The 26,036-nt window shown below is 59.6% G+C and carries 21 protein-coding genes and 1 tRNA gene; 13 read left to right on the top strand and 9 right to left on the bottom strand.

Features of this window, described 5'->3' with window-relative positions:
- The first annotated feature begins 115 nt into the window (after positions 1–115).
- The 12 genes from Q1A34_RS02835 to Q1A34_RS02780 all read left to right on the top strand — a co-directional run bounded on the left by Q1A34_RS02835 (position 116) and on the right by Q1A34_RS02780 (position 14,574).
- Positions 116–556 carry a TrgA family protein gene (locus tag Q1A34_RS02835; protein ID WP_300030464.1) on the top strand — a complete coding sequence of 147 codons (441 nt, stop codon included), beginning with the start codon at positions 116–118 and terminating at the stop codon, positions 554–556.
- Positions 557–568: 12 nt separating this feature from the next.
- Positions 569–1,678, top strand: coding sequence for an NUDIX domain-containing protein (locus Q1A34_RS02830; RefSeq protein ID WP_300030461.1), 1,110 nt, complete (start codon positions 569–571; stop codon positions 1,676–1,678).
- Positions 1,679–1,732: 54 nt separating this feature from the next.
- On the top strand, positions 1,733–2,761 hold the full coding sequence (locus Q1A34_RS02825) for a cysteine synthase A (protein WP_300030458.1): 1,029 nt from the start codon (positions 1,733–1,735) through the stop codon (positions 2,759–2,761).
- Positions 2,758–5,076, top strand: a complete 2,319-nt coding sequence (locus tag Q1A34_RS02820) for a DUF3772 domain-containing protein (protein ID WP_300030455.1) — start codon at positions 2,758–2,760, stop codon at positions 5,074–5,076. The genes Q1A34_RS02825 and Q1A34_RS02820 overlap by 4 nt, the downstream gene beginning before the upstream one ends.
- A complete protein-coding gene (locus Q1A34_RS02815; protein ID WP_300030452.1) occupies positions 5,073–5,795 on the top strand; it encodes an alanyl-tRNA editing protein in 723 nt (240 codons plus the stop codon). Before Q1A34_RS02820 ends, Q1A34_RS02815 begins: the two co-directional genes overlap by 4 nt.
- Positions 5,796–5,865: 70 nt before the next feature.
- Positions 5,866–5,955: transfer RNA gene (locus tag Q1A34_RS02810), tRNA-Ser, on the top strand.
- Between the two features lie 394 nt (positions 5,956–6,349).
- On the top strand, positions 6,350–7,207 hold the full coding sequence (locus Q1A34_RS02805; RefSeq protein WP_300030449.1) for a xanthine dehydrogenase family protein subunit M: 858 nt from the start codon (positions 6,350–6,352) through the stop codon (positions 7,205–7,207).
- 3 nt (positions 7,208–7,210) lie between these two features.
- Entirely contained in the window at positions 7,211–7,687 is a 477-nt protein-coding gene (locus tag Q1A34_RS02800) for a (2Fe-2S)-binding protein (protein WP_300030446.1), read from the top strand.
- Between the two features lies 1 nt (position 7,688).
- Positions 7,689–9,932, top strand: a complete 2,244-nt coding sequence (locus tag Q1A34_RS02795) for a xanthine dehydrogenase family protein molybdopterin-binding subunit (RefSeq protein ID WP_300030443.1) — start codon at positions 7,689–7,691, stop codon at positions 9,930–9,932.
- Positions 9,933–9,935: 3 nt separating this feature from the next.
- Positions 9,936–10,181, top strand: a complete 246-nt coding sequence (locus Q1A34_RS02790) for a MoaD/ThiS family protein (RefSeq protein WP_300030440.1) — start codon at positions 9,936–9,938, stop codon at positions 10,179–10,181.
- Positions 10,182–10,278: 97 nt separating this feature from the next.
- Positions 10,279–11,523: an efflux RND transporter periplasmic adaptor subunit gene (locus tag Q1A34_RS02785; protein ID WP_300030437.1), complete on the top strand. Its 1,245-nt coding sequence runs from the start codon at positions 10,279–10,281 to the stop codon at positions 11,521–11,523.
- 3 nt (positions 11,524–11,526) lie between these two features.
- On the top strand, positions 11,527–14,574 hold the full coding sequence (locus Q1A34_RS02780) for an efflux RND transporter permease subunit (protein ID WP_300030434.1): 3,048 nt from the start codon (positions 11,527–11,529) through the stop codon (positions 14,572–14,574).
- Between the two features lie 12 nt (positions 14,575–14,586).
- Here Q1A34_RS02780 and Q1A34_RS02775 read toward each other — a convergent pair whose 3' ends face one another.
- From Q1A34_RS02775 to Q1A34_RS02735, 9 genes are all read right to left on the bottom strand, one after another.
- Positions 14,587–15,306, bottom strand: coding sequence for a hypothetical protein (locus tag Q1A34_RS02775; protein ID WP_300030431.1), 720 nt, complete (start codon positions 15,304–15,306; stop codon positions 14,587–14,589).
- Positions 15,303–15,692 (bottom strand): hypothetical protein, encoded by a 390-nt coding sequence (locus Q1A34_RS02770; protein ID WP_300030428.1) that lies wholly within the window; start codon positions 15,690–15,692, stop codon positions 15,303–15,305. Before Q1A34_RS02770 ends, Q1A34_RS02775 begins: the two co-directional genes overlap by 4 nt.
- Position 15,693: 1 nt before the next feature.
- Positions 15,694–16,614, bottom strand: a complete 921-nt coding sequence (locus tag Q1A34_RS02765; RefSeq protein WP_300030425.1) for a dynamin family protein — start codon at positions 16,612–16,614, stop codon at positions 15,694–15,696.
- Positions 16,611–18,680: a dynamin family protein gene (locus tag Q1A34_RS02760; RefSeq protein WP_300030422.1), complete on the bottom strand. Its 2,070-nt coding sequence runs from the start codon at positions 18,678–18,680 to the stop codon at positions 16,611–16,613. Before Q1A34_RS02760 ends, Q1A34_RS02765 begins: the two co-directional genes overlap by 4 nt.
- A gap of 146 nt (positions 18,681–18,826) precedes the next feature.
- The gene (locus Q1A34_RS02755; protein WP_300030419.1) at positions 18,827–19,957 is read right to left on the bottom strand and encodes a hypothetical protein; all 1,131 of its coding nucleotides are present in this window, start codon (positions 19,955–19,957) and stop codon (positions 18,827–18,829) included.
- Between the two features lie 10 nt (positions 19,958–19,967).
- Positions 19,968–20,867: a protein phosphatase 2C domain-containing protein gene (locus tag Q1A34_RS02750; RefSeq protein ID WP_300030416.1), complete on the bottom strand. Its 900-nt coding sequence runs from the start codon at positions 20,865–20,867 to the stop codon at positions 19,968–19,970.
- On the bottom strand, positions 20,860–22,008 hold the full coding sequence (locus tag Q1A34_RS02745) for an FHA domain-containing protein (RefSeq protein ID WP_300030413.1): 1,149 nt from the start codon (positions 22,006–22,008) through the stop codon (positions 20,860–20,862). The genes Q1A34_RS02750 and Q1A34_RS02745 overlap by 8 nt, the downstream gene beginning before the upstream one ends.
- Positions 22,009–22,045: 37 nt before the next feature.
- Positions 22,046–23,311: a serine/threonine-protein kinase gene (locus Q1A34_RS02740; protein ID WP_300030410.1), complete on the bottom strand. Its 1,266-nt coding sequence runs from the start codon at positions 23,309–23,311 to the stop codon at positions 22,046–22,048.
- Between the two features lie 239 nt (positions 23,312–23,550).
- Complete coding sequence (locus Q1A34_RS02735) at positions 23,551–24,357, bottom strand: enoyl-CoA hydratase (RefSeq protein WP_300030406.1); 807 nt, start codon at positions 24,355–24,357, stop codon at positions 23,551–23,553.
- Positions 24,358–24,593: 236 nt separating this feature from the next.
- Here Q1A34_RS02735 and uxaC point away from each other — a divergent pair, with 236 nt between their 5' ends.
- Positions 24,594–26,000, top strand: coding sequence for a glucuronate isomerase (gene uxaC, locus Q1A34_RS02730; protein ID WP_300030403.1), 1,407 nt, complete (start codon positions 24,594–24,596; stop codon positions 25,998–26,000).
- Positions 26,001–26,036: the final 36 nt, after the last annotated feature.

The following is a 26,036-nucleotide window of genomic DNA, read 5'->3' as shown; positions in this document are numbered from 1 at the left end:
GAAAAAGCCTCAAACTGACCCTTTTTGGGCCAGTTCTTTGCGCTAACGCTGTTTGGACCGTGACGCCACACCTGCGTCACCGGCCAGGATCAGGCAGATTTTCAGAGGAGTGGTCATGCCAGACGCAGCAAAACTGATAGCCGGCATACTGATCGGTATTCTGGGTCTGATCGTGTCCTTTCAGGTCATGCCTCTGTTTCCGGAGAGCACGGCTTTTGGCAATTTTGCATGGTACAACGCGGTAATTGGCGTGATGACCGGATGGGTGGTGATGGGCAAGCGCGCCGGACGTGGGATCACAGCGGCAATCAACAACGGTTTCAGCGGCGCTTTTATGCTCGTGCTGTGGGGTCTTTTCATCCACTCGTGCTATCAGATGTTCGACCGGGCCATGGACAACTGGTACAATGGTGCTTTTGTTGCGCTGGCCGCGATTTTCCAGTTTATGGCTGAATATGCGCTGATGCTGATCGACCCGCTTGTGATATTCACGCTGGTCGGTGGTGGTGTTATTGCCGGTCTGGCAACAGAGTTTGCCTGGCGCACCTGGCGCTGATATGCCCCCGTTATGGGGCAGCTTTTCTTTTTCTTTGGCACACTGCGCGATCCGGCGCTGCTTGATGCCGTTATCGGTAATTCTTCGCACGTGACACTGACCCCGGCGCAACTGCCGGGGTATGAAGTCTGTTCGGTGGCCGAGGGACCCTTCCCGACCATTCTGGCCAATGAGGAAGCGTTTGCGGAAGGTCTTCTGGTCGCGGGGCTGCGGGCGGAAGACGTATCCCGCCTTGACTACTATGAGAGTGCTTTCGGCTATTCGCTGCACAGCAAAGCACTGGATGATGGCCGCCAGGCTCAGGTTTACTTTCCACAGCCTGACCTCTGGACGCCGGACGGTCCCTGGTCGCTCACGGACTGGAGCCGGGATCACGGCAGGCTGAGCATTCTGGCCGCGCTTGAGGTCATGACGTATCAGGGCACCAAAAGCCCAGGGGAAGTGGGTCTGATGTTCCCGATGATCCGTGCACGCGCTTGGGCGTCCATGAATGCTGAAAAGAGTATCCATGGTGCCCGCACGCTGGATGGTCAGGTCACTGTGGCCCGCACACGGCGCCCCTATGCAAATTATTTCGCGTTGGATGAATATGATCTGACGCATGAAAGGTTTGATGGCGGCACAACGCCGGAAGTGATGCGTGCTGTTTTCCGCGCACCTGATGCGACCCTGGTTCTGCCCTATGATCCGGTACGCGACCGGGTACTGCTGGTGGAGCAGATGCGTATGGGCCCGCTGGCGCGCGGCGACCGGGTTTTGTGGCAGCTCGAGCCAGTAGCAGGTCGTCTTGATCCCGGCGAGGCCCCTCAGGACGCGGCGCGGCGCGAAGCCTTCGAAGAAGCATCGCTGCAGATCGGCGATATGTTTTCTGTGGCCGAGGCATATTGTTCGCCCGGCAACTCATCTGAGTTTTACTACATCTATGTCGGTTTTGCGGACCTGCCGGATACAGCATCAGGCACCGGCGGGCTGATCAGCGAGCAGGAGGACATCCGTTCGCATATCCTCAGCTTTGAGGAGCTGATGGCGATGTGTGACCGTATGGAACTGGCGAATGCCCCGCTGATCACGTCGGCCTATTGGCTGGCCCGTCACCGATCAAGGCTGCGTGCAATGGCTTGAGGTCGCCGGTCCGCAAGGCTAGGTATCAGACAGCAAGACAAAAGGGGCACATCCATGCATGTCATGAGCGATCTGGCACAGGCCATCGGAAACACACCATTGATCCGTCTCAGACAGGCCAGCGACGCGACGGGATGCGAAATCCTCGGCAAGGCCGAATTCATGAACCCCGGTCAGTCCGTCAAGGACCGCGCGGCCCTGTTCATCATCCGCGATGCCATCGAAACAGGTGCATTGCGTCCGGGTGGCACGATTGTTGAGGGCACCGCCGGCAACACAGGGATCGGTCTTGCGCTGGTGGGCGCGTCGATGGGCTTTCGGACCGTTATTGTCATCCCGGAAACCCAGAGCCAGGAGAAAAAGGATATGCTGCGTCTGGCGGGCGCAGAGCTGATCGAGGTGCCCGCGGTCCCCTATTCGAACCCGAACAACTACGTTAAGTACTCGGGTCGCCTGGCCGAACGGCTGGCGCAGTCTGATCCGAACGGAGCCATCTGGGCCAACCAGTTCGACAATGTCGCCAACCGGCGTGCGCATGTGGAAACAACCGGGCCGGAAATCTGGGAGCAGACAGAGGGCAGGGTAGATGGATTTATCTGTGCGGTGGGATCGGGCGGAACGCTGGCAGGGGTCGGTGAAGTGCTCCAGCCGCGCGGTGTCAAAGTCGGTCTTTCGGATCCCGAGGGTTCCGGCCTTTTCAAGCTCTACACCGGCCAGGAAGCTGGAGGGAACTCCATCACCGAAGGGATCGGGCAGGGTCGGATAACTGCCAACCTCGAAGGGTTTACGCCTGATGTCGTCTATAAAGTCCCGGACGCAGAGGCGCTCCCTATCGTATTTGATCTGTTGCAGACAGAGGGCCTTTGCCTTGGCGGGTCTTCTGGTATCAACATTGCCGGTGCCATACGCCTTGCCCGCGAGCTGGGCCCGGGCCACACGATTGTGACGATCCTGTGCGACTATGGCACGCGCTATCAGTCCAAGCTGTTCAACCCGGAGTTTCTGCGCAGCAAAGACCTGCCGGTGCCTGACTGGCTGGCCCGCGCCCCGGCGGACATTCCTGTGGTTTTCGAAGACGCATGAGGACGATCCTGCTGCGCATACTGCTGCCGTTGTGTCTGGCGCTCTGGGCATGTGCCGCTGCGGCGCAGGGTACCATCGCAGAAGACAATCCGATCTATCCTTTCTGGGACAACTTTGCGTCTCAGGCCGAGGAAAGGGTGGCGAACGCAAACGACAGCAACGATGAATTCGAGGAGCTTCGTGCGCGGATTGCGGAATTCCGGGCCGAATTTTCGACCCGCCGCTCTGCCAATGCAGAGCGTATTGCAACGCTGAAGGCGCAGATCGAAGCCCTGGGGCCGGTACCCGAGAGCGGCGAAGAGCCGGAAGACATAGCGTCAAGGCGAGCGGAGCTGAATGCACAGCTGGAAACGCTGTCGGCACCGGTGCGCGTGGCGGACGAGGCATTCAGCCGGGCCAATGGTCTGATCGGTGAGATCGACACGATCATCCGCGAACGTCAGACAAGACGGCTTCTGTCGCTGGGGCCATCGCCGCTGAACCCGCTGCACTGGCCTCAGGCGCTGTCTGACATGGGGCGTGTTCTGACGGATTTCCGCGACGAGATCCGCTCGCTCGGGGACCCGGTGCGACAGCAGCAGATGCGCGACAGACTGCCTCTGGTGCTGCTCTTGATGGTTGTCGCCCTCACGCTGATCATCCGCGGACGCCCCTGGGCGGGCAGGGCGCTGAGCTGGCTGCGGCAATGGGGCGGGCGTGGTACCGGGGTGTGGAGCTTTCTGGTTTCGCTTTTCCGGATCATTCTGCCCTTGCTGGGTCTGTTGTTGCTGACACATGCGATCCGTCTGACCGGCATGGCAGGCAGCCGGATGGACCAGATCCTTGAGCTTATTCCGGTGTTCGGCGCTATTCTGCTGGGGTTCCGGTGGGTGGCCGAACGGCTCTTTTCGCGGCACGAAGACGATGCATTGATCCCTCTGTCGGATGAAAACCGGGCCCGTGCGCGGTTCTACATGCTGCTGTTGTCGTTGCTGTTCGTCTCACGCGGGCTGGTTGATCTGATCCTGGGGCTCGAAAATGCAGCCCCTGCCTCGCTCTCGGTCGTCGCTTTCCCGATCGTTCTGCTGATGGGCATGGTTCTCTTTTTGCTGGGCTTCATGCTGCGTGGGTACCGTGTCGAAGCGGACCCGGAGAGCGAGGAGCCTGCAAGAGGAGCAGGGATCGCGCGCGTATTGCGCGTTTCTGGTACAATCATGGTGGTCGTTGCGGTCACGGCACCTGTGATGGCTGCTGCGGGTTATGCCGAAGCGGGCAATGCGCTGCTCTATCCCACCATCGTCAGTCTGGTTGTTCTGAGCCTGGTCATGATCCTGCAGCGCTTCCTTGCGGATGTGTATGGCCTCGTCACCGGTCAGGGCACCGAGGCCCGGGAAGGCCTCGCCGCCATTTTTGCAGGTTTCGTTCTTGTACTGGCCGCACTGCCCATGCTGGCACTGGCCTGGGGTGCCCGTGTCGCGGACCTCACAGAGCTCTGGACAATTTTCCTGCGCGGTTTCGATATTGGCGGAACGCGCATCTCTCCCGGTGATTTCCTGACTTTTGCGATTATTTTTGCCATTGGTTACACGATCACACGGCTGATCCAGAGCACGCTGCGCCAGAACGTTCTGCCAAAAACAAAGATTGATATCGGGGGGCAGAATGCTCTCGTCTCCGGCGTGGGGTATGTGGGTATCTTTCTTGCGGCCCTTATTGCGATCACCGGCGCAGGTATTGATCTGTCGGCTTTTGCCATTGTCGCCGGGGCACTGTCGGTGGGCATCGGTTTTGGTCTGCAGACGATCGTGTCGAATTTTGTGTCCGGCATTATCCTGCTGGTGGAGCGGCCCATATCCGAGGGCGACTGGATCGAGGTTGGCGGTCAGATGGGCTATGTCAGGCATATCTCGGTGCGCTCAACGCGGATCGAGACGTTTGACCGCACGGATGTAATCGTGCCGAACTCTGATCTGATTTCAGGCACGGTCACAAACTATACCCGCGGCAATACGGTGGGCCGTCTGATTGTCCGCGTTGGCGTTGCCTATGGCACGGATACGAAACGGGTGGATGCCATTCTGCGCGAGATTGCAGAGGCGCAGCCCATGGTGCTGCGCAACCCGCCCCCCAACATCGTTTTCTTTGGCTTTGGTGCAGACTCGCTGGATTTTGAGATCAGGGTGATCCTGCGCGACGTGAACTGGACGCTCAGCGTACAGAACGACATCAATCACGCCATCGCCGAGCGGTTCGCGAAAGAAGGCATCGAGATACCTTTTGCGCAGCGCGATATCTGGTTGCGCAACCCGGAAGCGCTCAGGGAGGACCCGAAGTGACCCACATGCTTTTTCGCGAGGATGCATACCTGCGGCAGGCTGAGGCCGTCGTCACAGGGTATACCGACCAGGGCCATCTGATCGTGGATGAAAGCGTGTTTTACCCAACCGGTGGCGGGCAACCCGGGGACAGTGGCTGGCTGGATCTGGCAGGTGGTGACAGGTGTGAGATCACAACGACCCTCAAAGGCGAGGGCGAGGATATCATCCTCGTTCCGGCAGAACACAGCATCCTGCCTGCGGTTGGTGCCACTGTCATGATGCGCCTCGACTGGGAGCGTCGCTTTGGCCACATGCGGGTGCACACGGCGCTTCACCTGATGTCAGTCGCCATTCCATTCGGCGTGACCGGCGGCTCGATCAGCGCAGACAAGGGTCGTCTTGATTTTGATATGGCGGAACCGCCGGAAGACAAAGACGCCATAGCCCGCGCGATCAATGACCTGATTGCTACCGACGCCAGGGTACATGAGGAGTGGATCACCGAAGAAGAGCTCGACGCGCAGCCCGATCTGGTGAAAACCCTGACCGTAAAGCCGCCGCGCGGTTCTGGCCGCATCCGTCTGATCCGCATCGGTGACGAGGCCACACCGATTGATCTGCAGCCATGCGGCGGGACACATGTTGCACGTCTCGGCGAAATCGGGCGGGTGCGTCTGGGCAAGACGGAAAAGAAGGGCCGGATGAACCGGCGCATCTACCTGCATCTGGACGGCTGAACGCTGTGTTGCGCGGGCACGCATTTTGCCTCTTGCAAAGCATGACACGGGCGCGTTAAACCGCGCCAACGGAGCGGTGGCCGAGTGGTCGAAGGCGCACGCCTGGAAAGTGTGTAGGCGGGAGACCGTCTCCAGGGTTCGAATCCCTGTCGCTCCGCCACAGGCTTTTCTGAAAGAGAAACGCCTGCTTCCTTCAGATCGGAGAACGGAGCGGCAGTTGCATCTCAGATGCAATGAGAGCGTCCACGGTTTGAACGATATCCCGTTCGCTCCGCCACAAACCCTGTTTCAGCAACACCAGAAATCCCTGAAACCCGTGCTTTGACGGCAACTGTCCGCAATGTGACCTTGCGGTTGTGGGTGCGCGGTGCAGGTCTGGCGCGATACGTTCAACGGCCTGCGACCAGGTGTCAGAGTCTGTCAGAAAACCCACTTCCCGACGTTGCCATTGACCAGCGATTTCGCCATGTTGAAAAAGGTTCAAACCGCAGGGCACGCCCGGGGCGTGGTCTGTGACCGGGCATCGTGGCCCGTGACAAAGCAGGAATACAGCTATGAGATATGAAAGACCGGACAGTCTGGAGCGGGCGTCGTCGATGATGGTCGCAGAGACCGGGCTGACCCGGATACTCGCGGGTGGCACAGACGTGCTGGTGCAGATGAAATCCGAAGTTGTCGAGCCTGATCTGATCGTTGACGTCAAACACCTGGCAGGGATGCGCGATATCACGCCGGAGAATGGTGGCTTTCGGATCGGCGCCGGTGTTTCCGGTGCCGCTCTGAATGAACACAAGGGCGTCTGTGCGATGTGGCCCGGCGTGGCAGAAGCGCTTGATCTGATCGGGTCCACACAGGTGCAGGGTCGGGCGACAATGATTGGCAATCTGTGCAACGGCTCGCCTGCGGCCGACAGCGTTCCCGCGCTCTTTGCTGCTGACGCTGTGGTGCGCATTCATGGAACTGGCGGTGTGCGCGAAGTATCCGTGACCGAAATTCCGAAAGGGCCGGGAAAAACATCGCTTGAACCGGGCGATATCATCTCCTCTGTTTTCCTGCCTGCGCGGCCTGAACGCTCAGCAGATGCCTATCTGCGCTTCATTCCACGGACAGAGATGGACATCGCCGTCGCCTCCGCCGGGGTCAGCCTGACCCTCGATGCGGATGGTATTGTAACAGCCGCACGCGTGGCCGTGGGGGCAGTTGCACCGACGGTTCTTTTGGTTGCACCCGCGGCAGAAGCACTGGTTGGCAGCCGCCTGGAGGACAGCGCGCTTGAGGCGCTGAAGGCTGCGGTTGAAGCTGCCTGCAACCCGATTGATGACAAACGTGGAACTGTTGCCTTTCGCACCAGCACCGCCGGTGTGCTGGCCGTGCGTGCCGCAAAGACTGCCCGGGACCGGGCGCAGGGATAAGACATGAAAAAACTGCATATTTCGACCACGATCAATGGCGATGAGACCGAATTTGTCTGTGCGCCTGACGAAACGCTTCTGGACGTGCTGCGCGACAGACTGAACCTGACGGGCGCAAAAGAAGGCTGTGGCACCGGCGATTGTGGCGCCTGTTCTGTGACCCTGAACGGGCGTCTGGTGTGCTCGTGCCTTGTGCTGGGTGCTGAAGCGGATGGTGCAGAAGTGGGCACGATTGAGGGCATGGCCGACGGTGACAACCTGCATGTACTGCAGCGTGTGTTTATCGAAAAAGCAGCGCTTCAGTGCGGGATCTGCACCCCCGGAATTCTGGTCGCTGCCAAAGCACTGCTGGAGAAAAACCCGGATCCGACAGAGACGGAAATCCGCTACTGGCTGGCGGGAAACCTGTGTCGCTGCACCGGATATGACAAGATAATCAAAGCGGTGCAGATTGCTGCCGCTGAAATGAGGAGCGCTTAACATGGCCTTTGACGCTGGATCAGAACGCCGTTTCAAGGTTGTTGGAACACGTGTTGAACGCCCCGACGGGATCGAAAAAGTCACCGGCAAAGCGCTCTATGGTGCGGATATGTCTGCCCCGGGCATGCTGCATGGCCGTATTCTGCGCAGCCCGCATGCCCATGCGCGGATCAGGTCCATAGATGTATCTGCGGCGAAGGCTCTGCGGGGGGTCAAGGCGATTGTCACAGCCGAAGATCTGGTGCGGCCGGATGACGAGGGGCTATGTGACATCGCAGACAACTGTCTGGCGCGAGAAAAGGTGCTCTATGACGGTCATGCCGTCGCAGCGGTTGCAGCCGTAGACAAGGCGACGGCACGTCAGGCGATCCGGCTGATCAGTATCGATTATGAGGTGCTGCCGCATGTGACGGATGTTGACGAGGCAATGAAACCCGATGCACCCGTGGTCCAGTCCGGGCGCGCGGACGAATCCGTCGGCGCGGGAATGTCTGAAAACGTCACCAGCCACTTTGAATTCGGGCATGGCGATCTGGAAGCAGGATTTGCCAAAGCCGACAAAATCATAGAGCGGACGTTTAAAACAGCTGCGACCCACCAGGGCTATATTGAGCCGCACGCCTGTCTGGCGTCGATGGGGATGGATGGGCGTGGTGACCTGTGGTGCTGCACCCAGGGGCAATACAACGTTCGCACGATCTGTTCTGCGCTGATGGGCATGGATGCCAGCCAGCTGCGTGTCACGGCCTCTGAAATCGGGGGTGGTTTTGGCGGCAAGACAACTGTCTTTATCGAACCCGTTGCGCTGGCGCTGTCGCGCAAAGCAGGCCGGCCTGTGAAAATCGTCATGACGCGCGAAGAAGTGTTCCGCGCAACCGGCCCGACAGTTTCATCGTCAACAGACGTCAAAATCGGAATGACACAGGACGGCCGTATCACGGCAGCCCAGGCGAAACTGCGCTATCAGGGCGGTGCATTCCCCTGCGGTACGGTGGAATTTGGCGCACAGTCAGCGTTTGCGGCCTATGATCTGGAGGCGGTTCAGACGCTGGGCTGGAATGTGATGACCAACCGGCCCAAAGAGGTGGCATACCGGGCTCCGGGGGCTCCCATGGCCATCTATGCCGTGGAAAGCGTTGTAGACGAGCTGTGTCTGGCGCTTGATCTCGATCCGCTGGATACCCGCATTCTGAATGCTGCGCGCAAGGGCACACTGTCCTCTTATGGCCCGACCTTTAACGAGATTGGCCTCGTGGCCACGCTGGAGGCTGCCAAAGCGCATCCACACTACACGGCACCTCTGGGAGAAAATCAGGGCAGGGGCCTATCCTGCGGCTTCTGGTTCAACTTTGGGGGGAATACCTGTGTATCGCTTAACCTCAATTCGGACGGCACGGTGGGCGTGGTCGAAGGCAACCCGGACATCGGAGGCTCGCGCGCGTCTATTTCCATGATGGCAGCAGAAGAGCTGGGCATTCCCTATGAAAAGGTGCGCACCGTCATCACAGACACCAACTCACTGGGCTTTAACGACGTAACAGACGGCAGCCGGGTGACATTTGCCGTCGGGCTCGCAACGATCGAGGCTGCGCGGGCCGCGATCCGCGAGATGTGCCGCCGTGTGGCGAAAATCTGGGATATCGACGAGGACGCGGTTGTCTGGGAGGACGGGTACGCGCGCCCCTCCGGGCCCAATGCCGGGGACTTTGAGCCGATGAGCATCGCAGAAATTGCGGCAGTGGCCGACAACACAGGCGGTCCCATTGCCGGCCATCATGAGGTGAATGCAGACGGTGCGGGCGTCAGCTTTGGCGTGCATCTTGTGGACACAGAGATTGATCCCGAAACCGGCGCTACCAAAGTGCTGCGGTACACGATCTTTCAGGACGCGGGCAAAGCGGTGCATCCTGACTATGTCGAAGGCCAGATGCAGGGCGGTGCCGTGCAGGGGATCGGCTGGGCGCTGAACGAGGAATACATCTATGGAGAAGACGGGCGTCTGCAAAACCCGGGCTTTCTTGATTACCGTATTCCTGTCGCCTCTGACCTGCCGCCCATCGAAACGGTCATTCTGGAGATCCCGAACCCCGGACACCCCTACGGTGTGCGCGGTGTGGGTGAAACGCCGATTGTGCCGCCACTTGCAGCGATCAGCAATGCGGTGTCCCGGGCCACAGGTGTGCGTCTCACGGAGTTGCCCATGTCGCCGCCGCGCCTGCTCAGGGCACTCTCTGAAAAGGGCTGAACCATGGTGCGCGTGAAGCTCTGGGGCTCACTGCGCAGCCTGGCGGACGGACAGGAATACGTCGAGGTTGACGCGGCTAATCTCCGCCAGGTGTTAGACCAGCTGGCGGAAAAACACCCCGGTCTCACGCCACAGATCAGGCGCGGGGTTTCGTTCTCGCTGGACGGGGTGATTTACCGTGATGCCTGGTTCACAAAAGTCACCAAAGACAGTGAACTGGTGATGATGCCCTATATGGTCGGCGGCTGAGGTTGCAGCGCGTGCTGCATTGCAACCGTTGTTTGTGTTTTTTTCTGTTCTTACACGCCAGGCATGGTAGTTCTTTGAGCAGGTACAGGGGGCATCTATGAGACTGGCAATAATTCTGAGCATGGCTGTGGTCTGGGCATCGGCAGGTGGGGCGCAGGACGCACCCGGCCAGCCACCAAGACCGGCCAAGGTTATCACGGTTGAGGAAAGTGCACGGACCATCGAACGCCGCTATCCCGCGATTGTTCAACCCTCTCAGGAAGCTGTTCTGTCGTTCAAAGTCTCGGGTGAGGTCGTGGAGCTGCCGGTGCGTGGTGCCACGAACGTTGTTGAGGGCGATGTGATCGCGCGGCTTGACCAGCGGGCGTTTGAGGAAGCTGTGGCACAGTTGCAAAGCCAGCGTGACCAGGCCGTGGCGCAGTTGCAGATCCTGCGCCGTGGTGCGCGGGACGAAGAGGTTTCAGCCCTTGAGGCCGATGTCGCGGCAGCCCAGGCCCAGGTCGACCAGGCCCAGGATCAGCTTGAACGGACCCGCCAGCTTGCCGAGCGCGGTGTCGTCTCCGAGGCGCGGCTGGAGCAGGATGATGCGGCAGCCCAGGTTGCGCGTGCGGCCTTGCAGGCATCGCTGGAACAACTCGCAATCGGACGGGCAGGCGGGCGCGAAGAAGATATCTCGGCCGCCGAAGCCGTGATCCGGGGCTTTGACAGTCAGCTGCGTACCGCACTGGACAACCTGAATGATGCAACTCTGCGCGCGCCCTTTGACGGGATCATCGCGCGCCGCGATATCGACAACTTTACAAATGTATCCGCCGGTCAGAGTGTCGTTCTGCTGCAGGCTCTCGAAACTGTTGATCTGGTCTTTGATGTGCCCGGGCCGGACGTTCTGATCTGGAGCGCGCGGGAGGATGTGTCCTCAAGCGTACTGCTTGAAGCGAGACCGGGTCAGGCAATCCCGGCAGAACTGGTGGAATTCTCGACCCAGGCGGATCTGGGCACACAGACCTACCGCGCCCGCGTCGGCATCACGGTGCCTGAGGGTGCTCAGGTTCTGCCCGGTATGGTCGGCACCGTTATCGTGTCCAGTGGTGAACAGGCAGCTGCGGCCATGCGTATTCCGTTTTCCGCGATTGGCACAGATACCGGTGCAAACACTTTTGTCTGGATTGTCGATGAAACGGACAGTTCGGTAAGCGCGCGGCCGGTGTCTCTGGGGGATGTCGCCGGGGATGAAGTTGACGTCCTGGAAGGCCTTTCCGCAGGTGAGGTCATCGTGACTGCCGGGGTTTCCTACCTGAGGGAGGGTGCGGTGATCCGTCCGGTATCCCGGATCGGGGAATAACCCATGGATCTCGCACGTTTCGCCATTGAAAAGCGTCTGATCTCGGCGCTGGCCACCTTTCTGATCCTGCTGGGCGGCTATTTCGCCTATACCGCTCTGCCACGGTTTGAAGACCCCGAATTCATTATCCGTCAGGCACAGATTATCACACCCTATCCCGGCGCCAGCGCCGAGGAAGTGGCGGGTGAAGTCACCGAAGTCGTGGAAAACGCACTCCAACAGCTCTCTGGTGTCGAGGAAGTGACCTCGGTCTCTTCACCGGGGCGCAGCACGGTGAAAATTGAATTCACCATTGCGAGCACCAAGACGCGTGACCAGCTTGCTCAGAAATTCACGCAGATGCGGGCCAAGATCAGCGATATGCAGGGCGAACTGCCGCCGAATGCGCTGCCCAGTATTGTCTACGATGATTTTGGCGATGTGTACGCGCTCTATTTCGCGATTGTCGGTGACGACTACTCGATCAGTGAGCTCTACGAATACGGCAAGGATCTGCAGCGCGAACTGGTGACCGTGGATGGCGTGTCCAAGGTGGTTCTGAGCGGTGTGCAGGAAGAGGTGATCTATGTCGAATACGCCTCCGCCCGGCTGATCGAACTGGGGCTGGCACCCGCACAGATCGCCAGCCTGCTGGAAGGTCAGAACCTTGTCTCGCCCGGCGGCTCGGTCCAGGCCGGGCCAGCGCGCCTGACTGTGCGTGCACCGGCTGCGGTGGACTCGATCGAAGCCATCGAAAACCTCGTGATTGTGAACCCGCAGAATGGCGCGTCGTTCAAGCTGTCCGATATCGCGACGGTTTCGCGTGGGTATATCGAACCGGCGAGCAGTCTGTTGTACCGCAACGGCCGCCCTGCCATCGGGCTGGGGATATCGAATAACATCGGCGGCAACGTCGTGAATATGGGCGATCTGGTCAAAGAACGCATGGCCGGGCTGATCTCCGAGCGGCCCATTGGCATCGACGTCGAAACCATTTCCGACCAGTCGAGCTCTGTGCGGGTATCGGTCAACGACTTTGTCATGAACGTGGTTCTGGCGCTGGCGATTGTTGTGGGCACGCTGCTCATTTTTATGGGGCTGCGGTCTGGCATCCTGATGGGGGGCATCCTGCTGATTACGGTCGCGGGCACATTGCTGGGCATGTATCTTTACGGGCTGGATATGCAGCGCATATCGCTGGGCGCGCTGATCATTGCGCTCGGTATGCTGGTCGACAATGCCATTGTGGTGGTCGAGGGGACGCTGGTCCGCGTCCAGAAAGGTGAAAGCCCGGCAGACGCATCCATCGCCATCGTCAACCAGACGAAATGGCCGCTGCTGGGCGGCACAATTGTGGGCTTTCTGGCTTTTTCCCCGATTGGATTTTCTCCTGACAACACCGGTGAGTATGCGGGCAGTCTGTTCTGGACTGTCAGCATCGCGCTGCTCTTTTCCTGGCTCGTGGCGATATGGCTGACGCCTTACTACTGTACGCTGCTTCTCAAGCCGACCCAGGCCGAGGAAAAGGGGGAGAACATCATTCTGCGCGGTTACCGGGTGCTCCTGGGTCATGCGATCCGCATCCGTTATGTGACTGTTGTGATCGTGGTGGCGCTCTTTGCCTCTGCAATGGCCATGTTCTCGCAGGTCCCGCCGGGGTTCTTCCCGGCCTCGACCCGCGAGCAGTTCGTGGTGGATTATTTCCTGCCGGAAGGCGCAGACATCTCGGTCACCGAAGCGCAGCTGACGGAGATCGCCGCGCATATCCGGGAGTTGCCCGGTGTCACGGGTACAAACACCGTCATCGGCCAGGGCCACACCCGCTTTATGCTGACCTATGAGGCTGCCGACGCAAGCTCGGCTTATGGTCAGATCCTTGTGGACGTAGAGGCATTTTCCCAGATTGCGGGCCTCGTGGAGCAGGTGCAGCCCTGGATCGACGAGAACTTTCCTGCGGCCAACGCCAAAGTGTGGAAGTTCATGCTGGGGCCCGGGGGTGGCGCCAAGATCGAGGCACGGTTCTTTGGCAATGATCCTGCGGTTCTGCGCGACCTGGCAGCACAGGCCAAACAGGTGATGGCGGATTATGGTGCGATTGCGATCAAGGATGACTGGGGCGACCTGCGTCCGGTGATCCGCCCGGTCATCAACACGGAAAACGCGCGCCGTCTTGGTCTGACGCAGGGAGAGATCGTTTCGGCCATCTATGGCCATCTGGACGGTACGCGGATCGGTATTTACCGCGAGGCTGAAGAGCTGCGCCCGATCATCATGCGCCCGTTTGAGGCAGAGCGCGATGACGCGGCACGCCTGCAGGATGTGCAGATTTACAGCCAGGTGGCGGGCGCGTATGTCCCCATCGCGCAGGTGGTTGATGAGTTTGCCCTTGTCTATGAAGCGGCAAATCTGCAGCGTTTTGATCGGTCGCTGGGGATCACCGCTCAATCGGACAACCCGGAGGGTGTTTTGTCCGGGGATCTTTTCGAGCAGGTCCGCGGCCCGATTGAGGCCATCGACCTGCCGCCGGGCTACACGCTGAGCTGGGAGGGAGAATACGGCAGCAGCGCAGAGGCAAACGAAGGACTTGCCGCGACAATGCCACTGGGCATCGGAGCGATGATCATCGTGGTTCTGCTGCTCTTTAATGCCATTCGCCAGCCCTTGATCATCTGGCTGACTGTGCCGCTGGCTTTGATCGGAGTGGTCTGGGGGCTGGCCCTTTCGGGCACACCGATGGAATTCATGGCGATCCTTGGGGTGCTGTCGCTGGCCGGGATGCTGATCAAGAATGCGATCGTTCTGATTGATGAAACAGACAGTCAGATCGGTGCAGGTAAAGACAGGATGCAGGCCGTGGTGGACGCCGCTGTCAGCCGCGTGCGGCCTGTGTCCCTGGGCGTTCTGACCACCGTTCTTGGGGTGATACCGCTTTTGTGGGATCCTTTCTTTAAGTCCCTTGCGGTGGTTATCATTTGTGGTCTGAGTTTTGCGACCCTGCTGACACTGATTGTTGTGCCAACGCTCTACACGATCTTTTTTCGCATTGCGCCCAGGGGGAACACAGGCAACTGACGGGCGTGCGTACTATGGCCTGCTGGGTGATCTGGCCGCGCTCTGCTGCCAGCGCGCAAGGGCTCTGAGGCCTGCGTCTTTCTTTGCCCGTAGAGCAAATCCTTTGGTGACGGTGCCGTAGATAAACGCGGCTGTCTGATCCTTGTGCGGAACGACAATGCCGCGTGGCTCAAGCGTGGGGGCATCCTCGCGGAACCCCCGGGCAAGTGTCGACAGCTCCGGATCGTCCGGCGCCTTGCTGTTGTCCGTCCGTGATGTCCAGGCGGTAACAGACAGGGCCAGGGGCGTCAGCGTCCGGTGCAACAGGTCCCCGGGCGTGATCTCGTCAAACGGCACCCTGGCAATCTGATCCGCAGACAAAGAACAGGACGGGTTTGTCCCCTGCGCAGGCCGTCCGCAACATGTCAGCGCAAGCGGTCCGGGCGTTGACAGCAGCCTGAGAAGCGCTGCGGCGGGCGCATCACTCTGTTCGCGGTCAAATCCCAGCAAGGCACTGTCACCCAGGATCAGACCGGCGATCAGCTGCCCGTCTGAGAGCAGGTCAAATCTGCGTGGCAGTACAGTGTCCAGGGCCATGCCGCTCAGGCGGTCGATACGCGACAGAAGATCATCGGGCAGCATCTGGGTCTTTGCACAGGCCTCTGGTGGTTCACCGGCCAGGGCGGCGAGCAGCTCTGAAAGACCATCGGGCTGATCCGGGGCGGGAAACGGTATACGGGTTTGCGCGTTCATGTGTTGGCCTCTGAAATTTGCCGGGCAGTTTCTGCGGCCAGATCGCTGAGCCCGACAAGGTCTTTCGGACCATATGCCGTTGCGAAAAGCAGATCTGATTTGTCCTCGCCCGAGCGTGTACAGATCTGGATGTCGGACGAGCCGAACAGGATCACAGTGTCCGCTTCAGCACCGGTTTCATCCACGAGCATGAAAGCGTCAGCAGCCTGTGTCGTCAGCCGGTCGAGGCCTTCACGTGGCAATGCCTGATCGCTGAGATGTCTCAGCGGCAACCGGGTGTTCAGATCTGCGCAGACCACCAGGTCGCAATCCGGGGCCATATTGCAAAACCGTTCAAGGTGGTCATTGATCGATTTCGCACTGTCAGCAGGGGGTCTGTCTGGCATTTTATTCTGCCGCCCCGGACCAGACCTGACGCTCAGCGCGGCGCTGATTGGCCCGGCGTGCGTTCATGCGGACGCGGCGCGGTCTGACAACGCCATCGTCCGAACTGTTCTGTGGTGTTTCAGCAGCGCTCTCCTCTTCCGCGCTCATCGATGCGGCGCGTTCGATGCCCGCGAAAACCTCATCTGTACCTGTCGGGTCTTCTTCGGGTGCAGGCATGTCGGGTGCGGAACGCATCAGTATCTCGATCAGATGCTCGCAAAAGGCCGCCACACCGCTTGTCGCCCAGACATTCACATCTTCTTCGGCGTTGAGTGCTTCCAGCAGACTGACCGGAAAGACCTCGGCAAACAGGCCTTCGGTTTCTTTGCGGATACGTTTCATGACCCGGTCCTGGTCGCGCGGTGAGCGCAGTTTGTCATACTGCGTAATCAGAAGCAGGTTTTCGTACCGTGTGCGGCTGCGCAGCGCGTCCCAGATGGCCGCTTCGGACTGTCGCCAGGCCTGCGTTGCATGGGTGCACCAGACGACGTGATCGGCCTCTCCCACCACGGTTTCCCACATGTTGCGCGGCATATTCGGATCGGAAATGCCTGGCATGTCGATGAGGTCACAGAGCGCCAGGGTATCGGCTTCCATCATGACGTGAATATAGCGTGTGTCGTCAAAAGAGACGCTGTCCAGATCACTGAGCGGGACCTCACTGCGCAGCCCCTGCATATCAACGACAGCCGCACCGGGCGCACCATAGGTCATCAGAACCGGGGGCAGGCGGGTGGCCGTTACACGCATGGGAAGTGGTGACCGCCCCAGCAGAATGTTGCACAGCGTGCTTTTGCCGGCGCTGAATTCTCCCATCAGCGCAACGCGGGGTTTGCGCCCGCTGGGCTGTGGCATAAGGCTGTCGCTGAACTTACTTGTCATTGTGCTGCGTGCCTCACGGTATCTGTGTCATGGATGAAGGCTTCGAATACATCGATCAGCGCGTCGGTTTCGCGTGTTCGGCGGGCTTCATCAGCGCCAAGACAAAGGGTCTCTAGACCGGCTTTGTCACCGCGGCTGTCTCCGATTTCAAAGAGGATATCCCGGTTCTGAGCCATGAAAGCGGCCAGCACCTCACAAAGCCGTCCTGTGACTTCGGCTGTGTGGTCGCCCTTGATGCCGCCGAGGAATTCCGCCGTTTCTGAAGAGATCAGATCACTGAACTGTCTGGAGAAAGCTTTATAGCCGCGCGTTCGGCGCCACCAGCTGGTCAGCCAGCCCTGATTGAAGTCGAGCGCGATGCTGCCGGCGATGCTGACCGGTGCAGGCAGATCGGGTGTTTCCGGCACCGACAGACGCACCCCTTCCACCGCTTTGCCGAACGCACGGAAATAGAATTCTGCGATGTCGGTTACAGCTTCGGTATAGTGCCTGTGTGCGGCATTCCGGGCCCGCGTCTCATAGACGGATGCCGCGGAACGCAGGCGGCTGCGCAGCCCGTCCGGGCTGAACCGCCAGGGCTGTTCGGGGCCATAGTTTTCGAGGTGCCGTACCAGCGCTGCTGATGCGTTATGCAGAAACCCGTCATGCGCGCGTTCAGCACGTTCCTGAAACCCTGTTGTGAGCTGGCCAAGCGTTTCTGCAAGTGCTCCGACATGGCGTTCGGACAAGTGGTCCAGTTCCTTGCGAATGTCCTGCATTGTCAGGCCGCTGGCCTGCTGATCTCCTTCGATGCGGATTTTGTTTGCAGCCTGCTGTCCACTGGCAACGGTCGCAGCATCAGATGCAATCCGGCGCAGCAGACTGTTGCCAGTCGTGCCGACGATCTGTTCGGCGATGGCCTGCTGCAGCGCGGGCAGGCCCGATGCCAGCCAGAGGGTTTCGGCACGTGTCTGTCCGGCAGGAACCTTGTCCTCACGGCCGCGCGCGCGTTCCAGATCGCTCTGTGGGATATCTCCGGAACAGGCCATTTCTGCCCAGAGCGCGCTGCCAAAGAGGATCACGGCCTCTTCGGGTCCGTTGTTGCGGGCCAGCACCTTGCGGATGCCGGTTTCAATCTGCGGCATTTCTGCCACCGGGTCCGCGAGTTCATCCGTTCGGTTTATGAAAATCAGCACATCTCGGGAGGGCATGGCAGAGATGAGGCGGATCAGCCCCATGTCCACAGAGCTCAGCGCCTGATGGGCTGACAGGACGACAACGCAAAAACGGCTGGTGCGCACGGCGTTGATGGTCACCTGCTCGCGCATCATGAATGTATCGTTCACACCAGGCGTGTCGCGCAGACAAAGTGGTACGGGCACCGTGGGTGTGCTCAGCCAAAGGTCGGCTGAGCTGGTGATATCTGCAAATTTTCCCTGCGTGTCGCGGGATGGCATGTCATCTGCTTCGGGGTCGTCACCGAGACAGATGTAGCGTTCAAGCAGTTCGGAATCGAAATACCCGTATTCGTGTTTTTGCCCGAGCAGCAACTCGAACTTGCGGCCCAGACGCTTTTTGGATTTCTCGCGAAGAGCCTCGACCTGGGCGCGGATTTTGTCCTGTTCGTCCTCAGCGCCGGCTCTCTCGGCTAGCTCACCCAGTCGACCGCCTTTTTGAACAAGCCGGTCCCATTCTGCTTCTTTCATCATCTGAAAGGTTGCGTTCTGTGCGGTGCGGTTCTGTCCGGGCTGGAGGTGGACTGATGTCACAACCGAGGTCCATGGATTGACATCCGACGGCAGAAGACCCGGCCATCCGGCCATCGCGTTTACCAGAGTGGTTTTGCCGGATTTGACCTGTCCCAGAAAGGTGACTGCCGGTTCAAACCCGGACAGGTCTTTTTGAAGTTTTGCAATTGGTTTGCGCGCGGAATCCCCGGACAGGCCCGTAAGCTCCTGAAGAGCTGCAGACAGGCGGCTCCTGCGGTCGGCGAAATCTGCCAGCGCGTCCGGCGGCGGTGCCACGTATCCGGCTGGCGTTTCGGCCGTTTCCTGTTGATCTTCCGAAAAATTCTCTTTGGTGTTCATTCTTTGGCGCCCGGGAGCTTTGCGGGCAGGAATGTCATCTCCGGCCCGGATTTGTACTGCATTTGACTAAAAGTCTAAGCATCAGGTTTGGCGTACTTGTGTTTGAATTGTGGCGCGGGTCCGGCATTGTTTCCGGATCGGTCACTTCACGCGTGTATGCGGCCGTATAGTTCCCGATTTAGTTGAAGTATGATGGCGACGGCCTGTCTGGCCGAGGCATCTGCAGGGAATTGGATCAGGTTTCTGAGCCGGGTGCTTGCATCACTGAATTCGGTGTGGAGACGTTCAGGCGCCGAACCAACCGGCGCGTCGACAGGCAGCGCATCGATCATGGATTTCACCGCCTTGCGGCAGGTTTCTATGACTTCGTGATGCGTCTTTTTCATATCCGCGGCTGACAGCTCGCCCGACGTGCGGGAGAGTATTGCAGTCAGCGTGTTCGTGAGATCGCTGGCCGTTGCGGGCGCGCAGACGGTGTCTACACGGTCGAGTAAAGCTGCTGCAGTCCCTTCGTCCGACTTTCGCGACAGCAGGATTGTACGCTCCACATCCCGCACCAATGCACGGGCACCCGATGTGCGCCACAGCACGGACCCGGCGTGATCCGGCGCCAGAGCGGCCTGGGCGGCGGTTGCAGCAACCAGCGGGTAGATACCCAGAAATGCGCCATCGAACCGTGTCTGCGCACGGTGCATCAGGGCGTCCAGATGACCTGCTTTGCCCGCACGGTCCGCGTGTGTAAGGACAAAGAAGCTGTGATCTTTGAGTTGGTCAGGCACGACCTGCCACAGTTGGGCGTCAGCCTGTGATGGTGACGGGCTGCACCAGAGAGCCAGATCAACCTGTGCTGCCACCATTTCCAGAACGTCACGCGCCATTTCGGGCACATCAGGCAGGGTCACTTCGATGTAAGTGCGCGTTGCCAGTGCCGGTTCCGGCAGATCGAAACGCAGGCGCATCGCCTGTTCAGGCAGCGTGAAATCGTCCGGAATTCCGTCAAAATCAACCACGTCACCATTGGCATATTCGCAGGTCATTTTTTCCGGCGTACGGTAGCACAGTTCAGTAATGGTCAGCCCGTCGGTTTCGGGCATCAGGGTCGCGCCCGCAAGCATGTTCACGACGCTGGTCTTGCCAGCGCCGCGTCTGCCAATAACCGCGATCCTGGCAGGCTGGCTCAGTGTTGTGATCAGCCTCCGTGCAGCAGCACGGTCCCGGCTGTTCAGAGCGCCGGATGCGACCGCCGTGCGCAGTTTTTCAATGCAATCGGGTGCCATCTCTGCCGCCTTAGCGCAGAACGCGCAGCGTTCCGGCCGCCGGTTCGCTGTTTTCATGCAGGTTCAGAAAAAGCCGGCGTTTCGGGCGGGTGTCCATAGGGCCTCTCGCGCCTGTAACAGAAGGATCGGTTATCCTGATCGTGCACAGGGAGATGTTGTCCTGTTCAGGATCGTCCTGTGCTGCCACGGCCTGCATGAGCTTTTCAGAGATTTCCGCACTGCTGCGGAAGCAGTTGTCGTGCAGGATGCGGGCAATCTGGTCTTCGGTCAGGTACAGCAGCCCGTCACTTGCGGCTACAATGATGTCGTTGTGTCTCAGGGTTACGGGAATTTCCCGGCAATCTGTGTGCTGAATGTTGCGCCCCATCAGCACGGATGTCAGGCAGTCCTGGTCTTCGATCAGGTCGGCCTGTTCCTGCGAGAGCCTGCCTTCCAGGACACGGATCTTAAGTTGCTGACCCAAAGAATGCTCTTCGTTCAGTCGGAACAGACGGTTGCCGCGAAAAAGAAACAGCGGGCTGTCCCCCACGGAAATCCAGTAAAGGCGATTGGCCGCAATAACGGGTGCTATCAGTGTAGCGCCCATACCTCTGGTTTCGGGAAAGCGCTGTGTATAGGAGGCCAGACAGTCGTTAGCGCCCAGTGCGGCATTGCGCAGGATCGCGCCGATGTTCTTTTCCGTATCCACAGGGTTTCCGGCCTGCATTTTGAGTTCGCTGAACATCTCGGTCACGACAACCTTGCTGGCGATTTCGCCGGCAGCATGACCGCCCATGCCGTCAGACAGCACTGCAAAGCCGAAACCTGCGCCGGCTGTGAAATCAACGGCCAGGGCGTCTTCCTGGCAGGCGCGGCGGCCCAGGCTGATTGCAGGGGCCGCATCACATACAAGGTTTTCGGGGTCAGGCATATCTGGCGTCTTCTTCTTCACCGTCTGTGTCCCAGCTGAAATCATCACCGCACAGCGTGACGAGACGCAGAGTGGTTTCGCCGATGCGGATCAGGTCGCCGTTCGAGACAGTTTCGGTGCTCAGCAGCGGTTTGTCGTTTACACGCACAAGGTTCGCCTTGCCGCTGTGCCCGACATAGAAACTGTTCTGTTCGCTGTCATAGGCAACCGAGACGTGGTTTTCGCGCGAGATAGCTGTATCGCCAAAGTTCAGGGCGACCGTCTGATCCTCTGCGCGCCCAATGCGCGAGACACCGTCCTGCAGCGTGAAGGACGCCCCGCGGCCAGGTCCCTCGACAACGATCATCCAGCCCACAGGAAAGCGGGCCTGGCCCGTGCGGGCAGCTTTTTCGATGGGATCAGCCGCGGCATCAACACCGGTGCTGAAACCGAGCAGGCGGGTTTTGACGCGGCCTGTACTGCCAGCGGCGCGACCAGGCGCCGGGGCGGGCATTTCCAGCAGATCAGCCCCAGACGTCCGGGCAGGCTCTGCAGCAGCGGCGGGGGTCACCGGTGCAGGACGTTCGCTTGCCATAGTGCGCCGCATTTCTGCGAGTGAGGCGGGCGTGGGTGCCGGCGACATTCCCTCTTCGTCGTCGTAACCTTCCCAGGTCTCGCTCTGGGCTTCGTCCTCGAATTCTTCGTCGGGGGTCGTGTCGGAGCCTGTGGCATGCGTTTCAGCAAACAGACGATCCAGCGGATCAGACAGTCCGGCTTCCGCAGTTTCCCCATCGGGATTGATCGCGCGGCGGGCTGCTTCGAGGGTCATCTCGTCTGCTTCCGCGTCGTTCTCATCTGGCCAGCCGTCGGTGTAGACGTCATCTTCTGAGAAGTCTTCGTCAGACCAGTTTTCCTCAGCCCAGGTATCGTCATCGGAAGCGTATCCGGTGTTTTCATCTCCATAGAACGCCGGGTCCGGGGCGTCTTCGTGCAGATCATGGCCCGGCGTTTCCAGATACCGCCCCAGATTGAGGGCTGCAGGCGCTGTCCCGGTTGCAGGGGTTTCACCCTCAAAGTCCAGCTGAGTTTCCTCGGAAGGCATTGACGCGCTGACCGGTCCGGAACTGCGCTTTTCGTTTATGATATCGCGTATAAATTTCATCGGGTTCTCCGTTCGTTTATCTTGGCGGGTCTCAGGTTTATCTGCGACCTGTACAGCGGGACATCAGCTTGCCCAGCAGGGATTTTCGGGGTTCAGGGTTGGTCTCGGCTGCCTGATCTTCCAGCGGGTCGGCGGCAGGCGCCCGGGCGGGGGGCAGGGTGCTTTCTGCGTCCTGTTCGCGCAGCCAGGCGTCCACGTCATCGATGGGGTTGCCGAATATATCAACGACCCGGCGAGGTTCCGACTGCGTGGTCGGAAGGGCTGGCGCGATATCTTTTTCCCCTGGCGCGCCGGTTTCGATCAGCGGATTGATCTGGGTGACCAGCTCTGAAATGCGCGTTTCCAGCATCCGGTCAGTGTTTGCGGGTCTGGGCGGGCGATTTGGTGGTGTTTCTCCGTCCAGTGCGGCACGCCAGTCTTCTGCGCCGCGAAACCGCATCGCCTGTTCGATCTGCATCGCCTGGTCGATCGAGCGCAGAATAACCGGGTCCAGGTTGCAACTATGAAGTGCCAGCGGAATGATCGGGTCAGGCTTGCCGTCTGAGACAGCACGCATGCGGGTCTGGCAGTCCGGCGCTACCCCGCCTGTAATGATATGGTAAAGGGTCGCGCCAAGGGCATAGAGGTCACTGGAAAAGTCGTGTCCTGTGCCAGGCCTGTAAAACTCGTGCGGTGAGTAGCCATCTTTGACAGCGATCATGGTCTGCGCGCCGCTGTCCACGGGGTTGTGTTCGCTGGCTGCGCCGAAATCAATCAGCGTGAGACAGTCGTTTTCATCGACCAGAATATTGTCGGGAGAAATGTCGCGGTGCAAAACACCATGGGCGTGCGTATACGACAGCGCATCCAGCATCTGGTCGAGCACACTGGCGAAAAACGCAGGTGTCACCCTTTCGGGGTTGTTTTCTGCAATACTCAGCAGGTCCTGGCCCTGCACCATATCAAGCGCCATATAGGCCGTGTTGTTTTCCTCGAAAACCTGGTGCACGCCCACAATGCCGGGATGCTGCAATCGCGACATACGGCGCGCTTCCAGGATGAACTGACGGCGAACGGCATTCATCGCACGGTCAAAACGGGTATCTACGGGCTGAACAGCTTCGCCTGTGCGGCGACACATGTCCGTAGGGAAGCACTCTTTGATGACAAATTCCCGATCCAGACTGTTGCGCGCAATATAGGCAATTGCAAAGCCGCCGCGCTGCAGCTGGCCTGTGATCTTATACTGACCGTTGAGAAGCGTCGTGCCTAGTGGCAGTTCGTCCTCCCAGCTGAGTCCTTCCAGTGCGTTCTCACGTGTCATCTGTTGATACCAGTTCGCAGTCACGGGCCGAGCGCGTCGGCCTTTAGATTCATTTGAGTACAATTGAATATGTCAGCCCTGAATGTGATCAGAACATGGCGGCCCGGCGGCGGGCGCGTGGCATCCGGTTGAATTGAATGCAATAATCTGAAACTTCGCGGATTGTGTCCGGTATTGATACGCATTCTGTGCCTGGCGAGCGGATCACCAGAGGACAATTCCCGAAGTCAGGCTGGCCGTTATTTTCTGCGAAACACCGGGGTTCGTTTTTCCGCAAATGCGGCCCGCCCTTCGGCATAATCTGCGCTGGTCGAACAGGCCATAGCCAGAGCATCGATGTGGTCAGCATGGCTTTCAGGATCGGGGCCGGTAGCGGCCTGGATCGCGGCCTTGGCGGCCTCGACCGTGAGCGGGGCATTGGCCGCTATCCTGTCTGCGAGGGCGGCCACCTCGGATGCGAGGTCGGCCTCCGGCACGACACGGTTCACGAGCCCTCGGGAAAGAGCACCTGCCGCGTCGAACATCTGAGCAGAAAAGAGAACTTCCGACGCGACAGCCGGTCCGGCCACATCCGTCAGGCGGCGTACGCCAGCGTATCCATATCCAAGGCCGAGTTTCGCCGCAGGAATGCCCATGCGTGTAGTTTCTGAGCAGATGCGGATGTCGCAACTCAGGGCAATTGCCATGCCACCGCCGACGCAGAACCCGTGTATCTGCGCGATGGTGGGTTTTGGAAAGTTGTAGAGCGCGGCATCGGCCCCTTCATAGCGGTCGTTGTAGTTGCGAATGCCCGCTTCTGTCGCCCGCATTTCATCGAATTCTGAGATATCTGCCCCGGACACAAAAGCCCGCTCGCCTGCACCGCTCAGGATCACAGCGCGGATGTCGTCGTTATCCGCAAATTCTTTCAGCGCCAACGCCAGCCCGTCCCACATATCCAGTGACATGGCATTCAGCCTGTCGGGCCTGTTGAAGGTGATTTGCCCTACCGCACCCTCGCTGCGGATCAGAAGTTTTCCATCGGCCAGCGCGTACTCGGTTTTCATCAGGCGATCCTCTTTGGGCGGAGCATGTTTCAGGCGCGATACTCTATACTCCTGCGCCAGAGGCAAGAGCCTCTTTGCGCTGCCTGTCATTCCGGACCGCCCCGCTTGACACCGCTGACCTGATTTGCGCACCATCTGCCGACCGGACCGGCCTGTGCCGTCCTCATCCAGACAGACCGGAAAGGCAGGCCCACTATGGCAAGAACCCCGCTCAGAACCCGTTTGCCCATCTGCTCATGACAGGTCTGTTCCACGAAGATACACTTCTGAAAAACACCGGCGCCGATGGCTTGGCACGGGCACTTTTTGAGGTTGCGCGGGACCTGCCACTCATATGCCCGCACGGGCATACGGACCCCGCATGGTTTGCCCAAAATCATGCCTTCCCGGATCCGTCCGCGCTGATCGTGACGCCGGATCACTATATCACCCGCATGTTCGCCAGTCAGGGCATGAGCCTCGAGGATTTTGGCGTTGCCCGAACTGATGGTACCGGAAATGCGCCGGATCCCCGGGCGATCTGGCAGCGGTTTGCCAGTAACTATCATCTGTTTCGCGGAACACCCACGCGGCTGTGGCTCGATATCACGTTTGACAGGCTGTTTGGCCTGAAGCAGCCACTGAGTGCGCAAACGGCTGATGACGCGTATGATCGCATTGCAGAGGCTCTGGCCTCTCCGGGTTTTCGTCCCAGGGCGCTCTATGAGACATTCAATATTGAGGTTCTTGCGACCACCGACAGCGCGCTCGATGATCTGGCGCATCACAGAAGTATAAAAGAGAGCGGCTGGACGGGCCGGGTGATCCCGACATATCGCCCCGACCAGGTGACCGATCCGGACCACGAGGGTTTTGCCCGGGCGCTCGACCAACTGGGCGAACTGACGGGAGAGGATACCGGCACCTGGGTAGGCTATCTGGCAGCCCACCAGAGCCGGCGTGACTTCTTTCGCAGCATGGGGGCGACCGCAACCGATCATGGGATACCCGACGCCCGGACTGCGGATCTGGCCCAAAGCGAGGCAGCGGCACTCTTTGACAGGATAAGGCGTGATGCTGCTACTGGTGATGACGTCGCTCTCTTCCGCGCGCAGATGCTCACCGAAATGGCCCGGATGAGCGCACAGGACGGCATGGTGATGCAGATCCACCCGGGCTCTTCACGCAATCACAACCGGGCAGTTTTTGAGCGATACGGCCGGGACAAGGGGTTTGATATCCCCGTGCAGACAGAATTTACCCGCAGCCTCGCGCCGCTTCTGAATGCGGTCGGGGACGCGCCTGATCTGCGGATTGTGCTGTTTACGCTGGACGAGACAGCCTATGCGCGTGAACTGGCCCCTCTGGCAGGTGCATGGCCGTCACTGGTGCTGGGGCCTGCGTGGTGGTTTCATGACAGTGCCGAGGGCATGCGCCGTTTCCGCGAAATGACAACCGAGACAGCGGGCATTTACAATACCGCCGGTTTCAATGACGACACCCGCGCGTTTCCGTCGATACCTGCGCGGCATGAGGTGGCCCGGCGTGTGGATTGTGCCTGGCTTGCACGTCTTGTTGCAGATCACCGCCTGCGAGAAGATGAGGCCTTTGAAATGATTGAGGAACTCTCCTGCGGGCTTGCGCGGCGCACTTACCGTCTGTGACCCTTGCCCATGTACCGCGTGGCATTAGCTGTGTCA

The sequence above is a fragment of the uncultured Roseobacter sp. genome (assembly GCF_947491795.1).
GTDB lineage: Bacteria > Pseudomonadota > Alphaproteobacteria > Rhodobacterales > Rhodobacteraceae > Roseobacter.
The sequence above is the reverse complement of the archived record's forward strand: the minus strand, read 5'-3'. Positions and strand labels throughout refer to the sequence as shown.

What these genes read in the sequence shown, in the direction of transcription:
- Q1A34_RS02835 (WP_300030464.1), top strand. Translation starts at nt 116, where the DNA reads ATGCCAGACGCAGCAAAACTGATAGCCGGCATACTGATCGGTATTCTG.
- Q1A34_RS02830 (WP_300030461.1), top strand. Translation starts at nt 569, where the DNA reads ATGGGGCAGCTTTTCTTTTTCTTTGGCACACTGCGCGATCCGGCGCTG.
- Q1A34_RS02825 (WP_300030458.1), top strand. Translation starts at nt 1,733, where the DNA reads ATGCATGTCATGAGCGATCTGGCACAGGCCATCGGAAACACACCATTG.
- Q1A34_RS02820 (WP_300030455.1), top strand. Translation starts at nt 2,758, where the DNA reads ATGAGGACGATCCTGCTGCGCATACTGCTGCCGTTGTGTCTGGCGCTC.
- Q1A34_RS02805 (WP_300030449.1), top strand. Translation starts at nt 6,350, where the DNA reads ATGAGATATGAAAGACCGGACAGTCTGGAGCGGGCGTCGTCGATGATG.
- Q1A34_RS02800 (WP_300030446.1), top strand. Translation starts at nt 7,211, where the DNA reads ATGAAAAAACTGCATATTTCGACCACGATCAATGGCGATGAGACCGAA.
- Q1A34_RS02795 (WP_300030443.1), top strand. Translation starts at nt 7,689, where the DNA reads ATGGCCTTTGACGCTGGATCAGAACGCCGTTTCAAGGTTGTTGGAACA.
- Q1A34_RS02790 (WP_300030440.1), top strand. Translation starts at nt 9,936, where the DNA reads ATGGTGCGCGTGAAGCTCTGGGGCTCACTGCGCAGCCTGGCGGACGGA.
- Q1A34_RS02785 (WP_300030437.1), top strand. Translation starts at nt 10,279, where the DNA reads ATGAGACTGGCAATAATTCTGAGCATGGCTGTGGTCTGGGCATCGGCA.
- Q1A34_RS02780 (WP_300030434.1), top strand. Translation starts at nt 11,527, where the DNA reads ATGGATCTCGCACGTTTCGCCATTGAAAAGCGTCTGATCTCGGCGCTG.
- Q1A34_RS02775 (WP_300030431.1), bottom strand. Translation starts at nt 15,306, where the DNA reads ATGAACGCGCAAACCCGTATACCGTTTCCCGCCCCGGATCAGCCCGAT.
- Q1A34_RS02770 (WP_300030428.1), bottom strand. Translation starts at nt 15,692, where the DNA reads ATGCCAGACAGACCCCCTGCTGACAGTGCGAAATCGATCAATGACCAC.
- Q1A34_RS02765 (WP_300030425.1), bottom strand. Translation starts at nt 16,614, where the DNA reads ATGACAAGTAAGTTCAGCGACAGCCTTATGCCACAGCCCAGCGGGCGC.
- Q1A34_RS02760 (WP_300030422.1), bottom strand. Translation starts at nt 18,680, where the DNA reads ATGAACACCAAAGAGAATTTTTCGGAAGATCAACAGGAAACGGCCGAA.
- Q1A34_RS02755 (WP_300030419.1), bottom strand. Translation starts at nt 19,957, where the DNA reads ATGGCACCCGATTGCATTGAAAAACTGCGCACGGCGGTCGCATCCGGC.
- Q1A34_RS02750 (WP_300030416.1), bottom strand. Translation starts at nt 20,867, where the DNA reads ATGCCTGACCCCGAAAACCTTGTATGTGATGCGGCCCCTGCAATCAGC.
- Q1A34_RS02745 (WP_300030413.1), bottom strand. Translation starts at nt 22,008, where the DNA reads ATGAAATTTATACGCGATATCATAAACGAAAAGCGCAGTTCCGGACCG.
- Q1A34_RS02740 (WP_300030410.1), bottom strand. Translation starts at nt 23,311, where the DNA reads ATGACACGTGAGAACGCACTGGAAGGACTCAGCTGGGAGGACGAACTG.
- Q1A34_RS02735 (WP_300030406.1), bottom strand. Translation starts at nt 24,357, where the DNA reads ATGAAAACCGAGTACGCGCTGGCCGATGGAAAACTTCTGATCCGCAGC.
- uxaC (WP_300030403.1), top strand. Translation starts at nt 24,594, where the DNA reads ATGACAGGTCTGTTCCACGAAGATACACTTCTGAAAAACACCGGCGCC.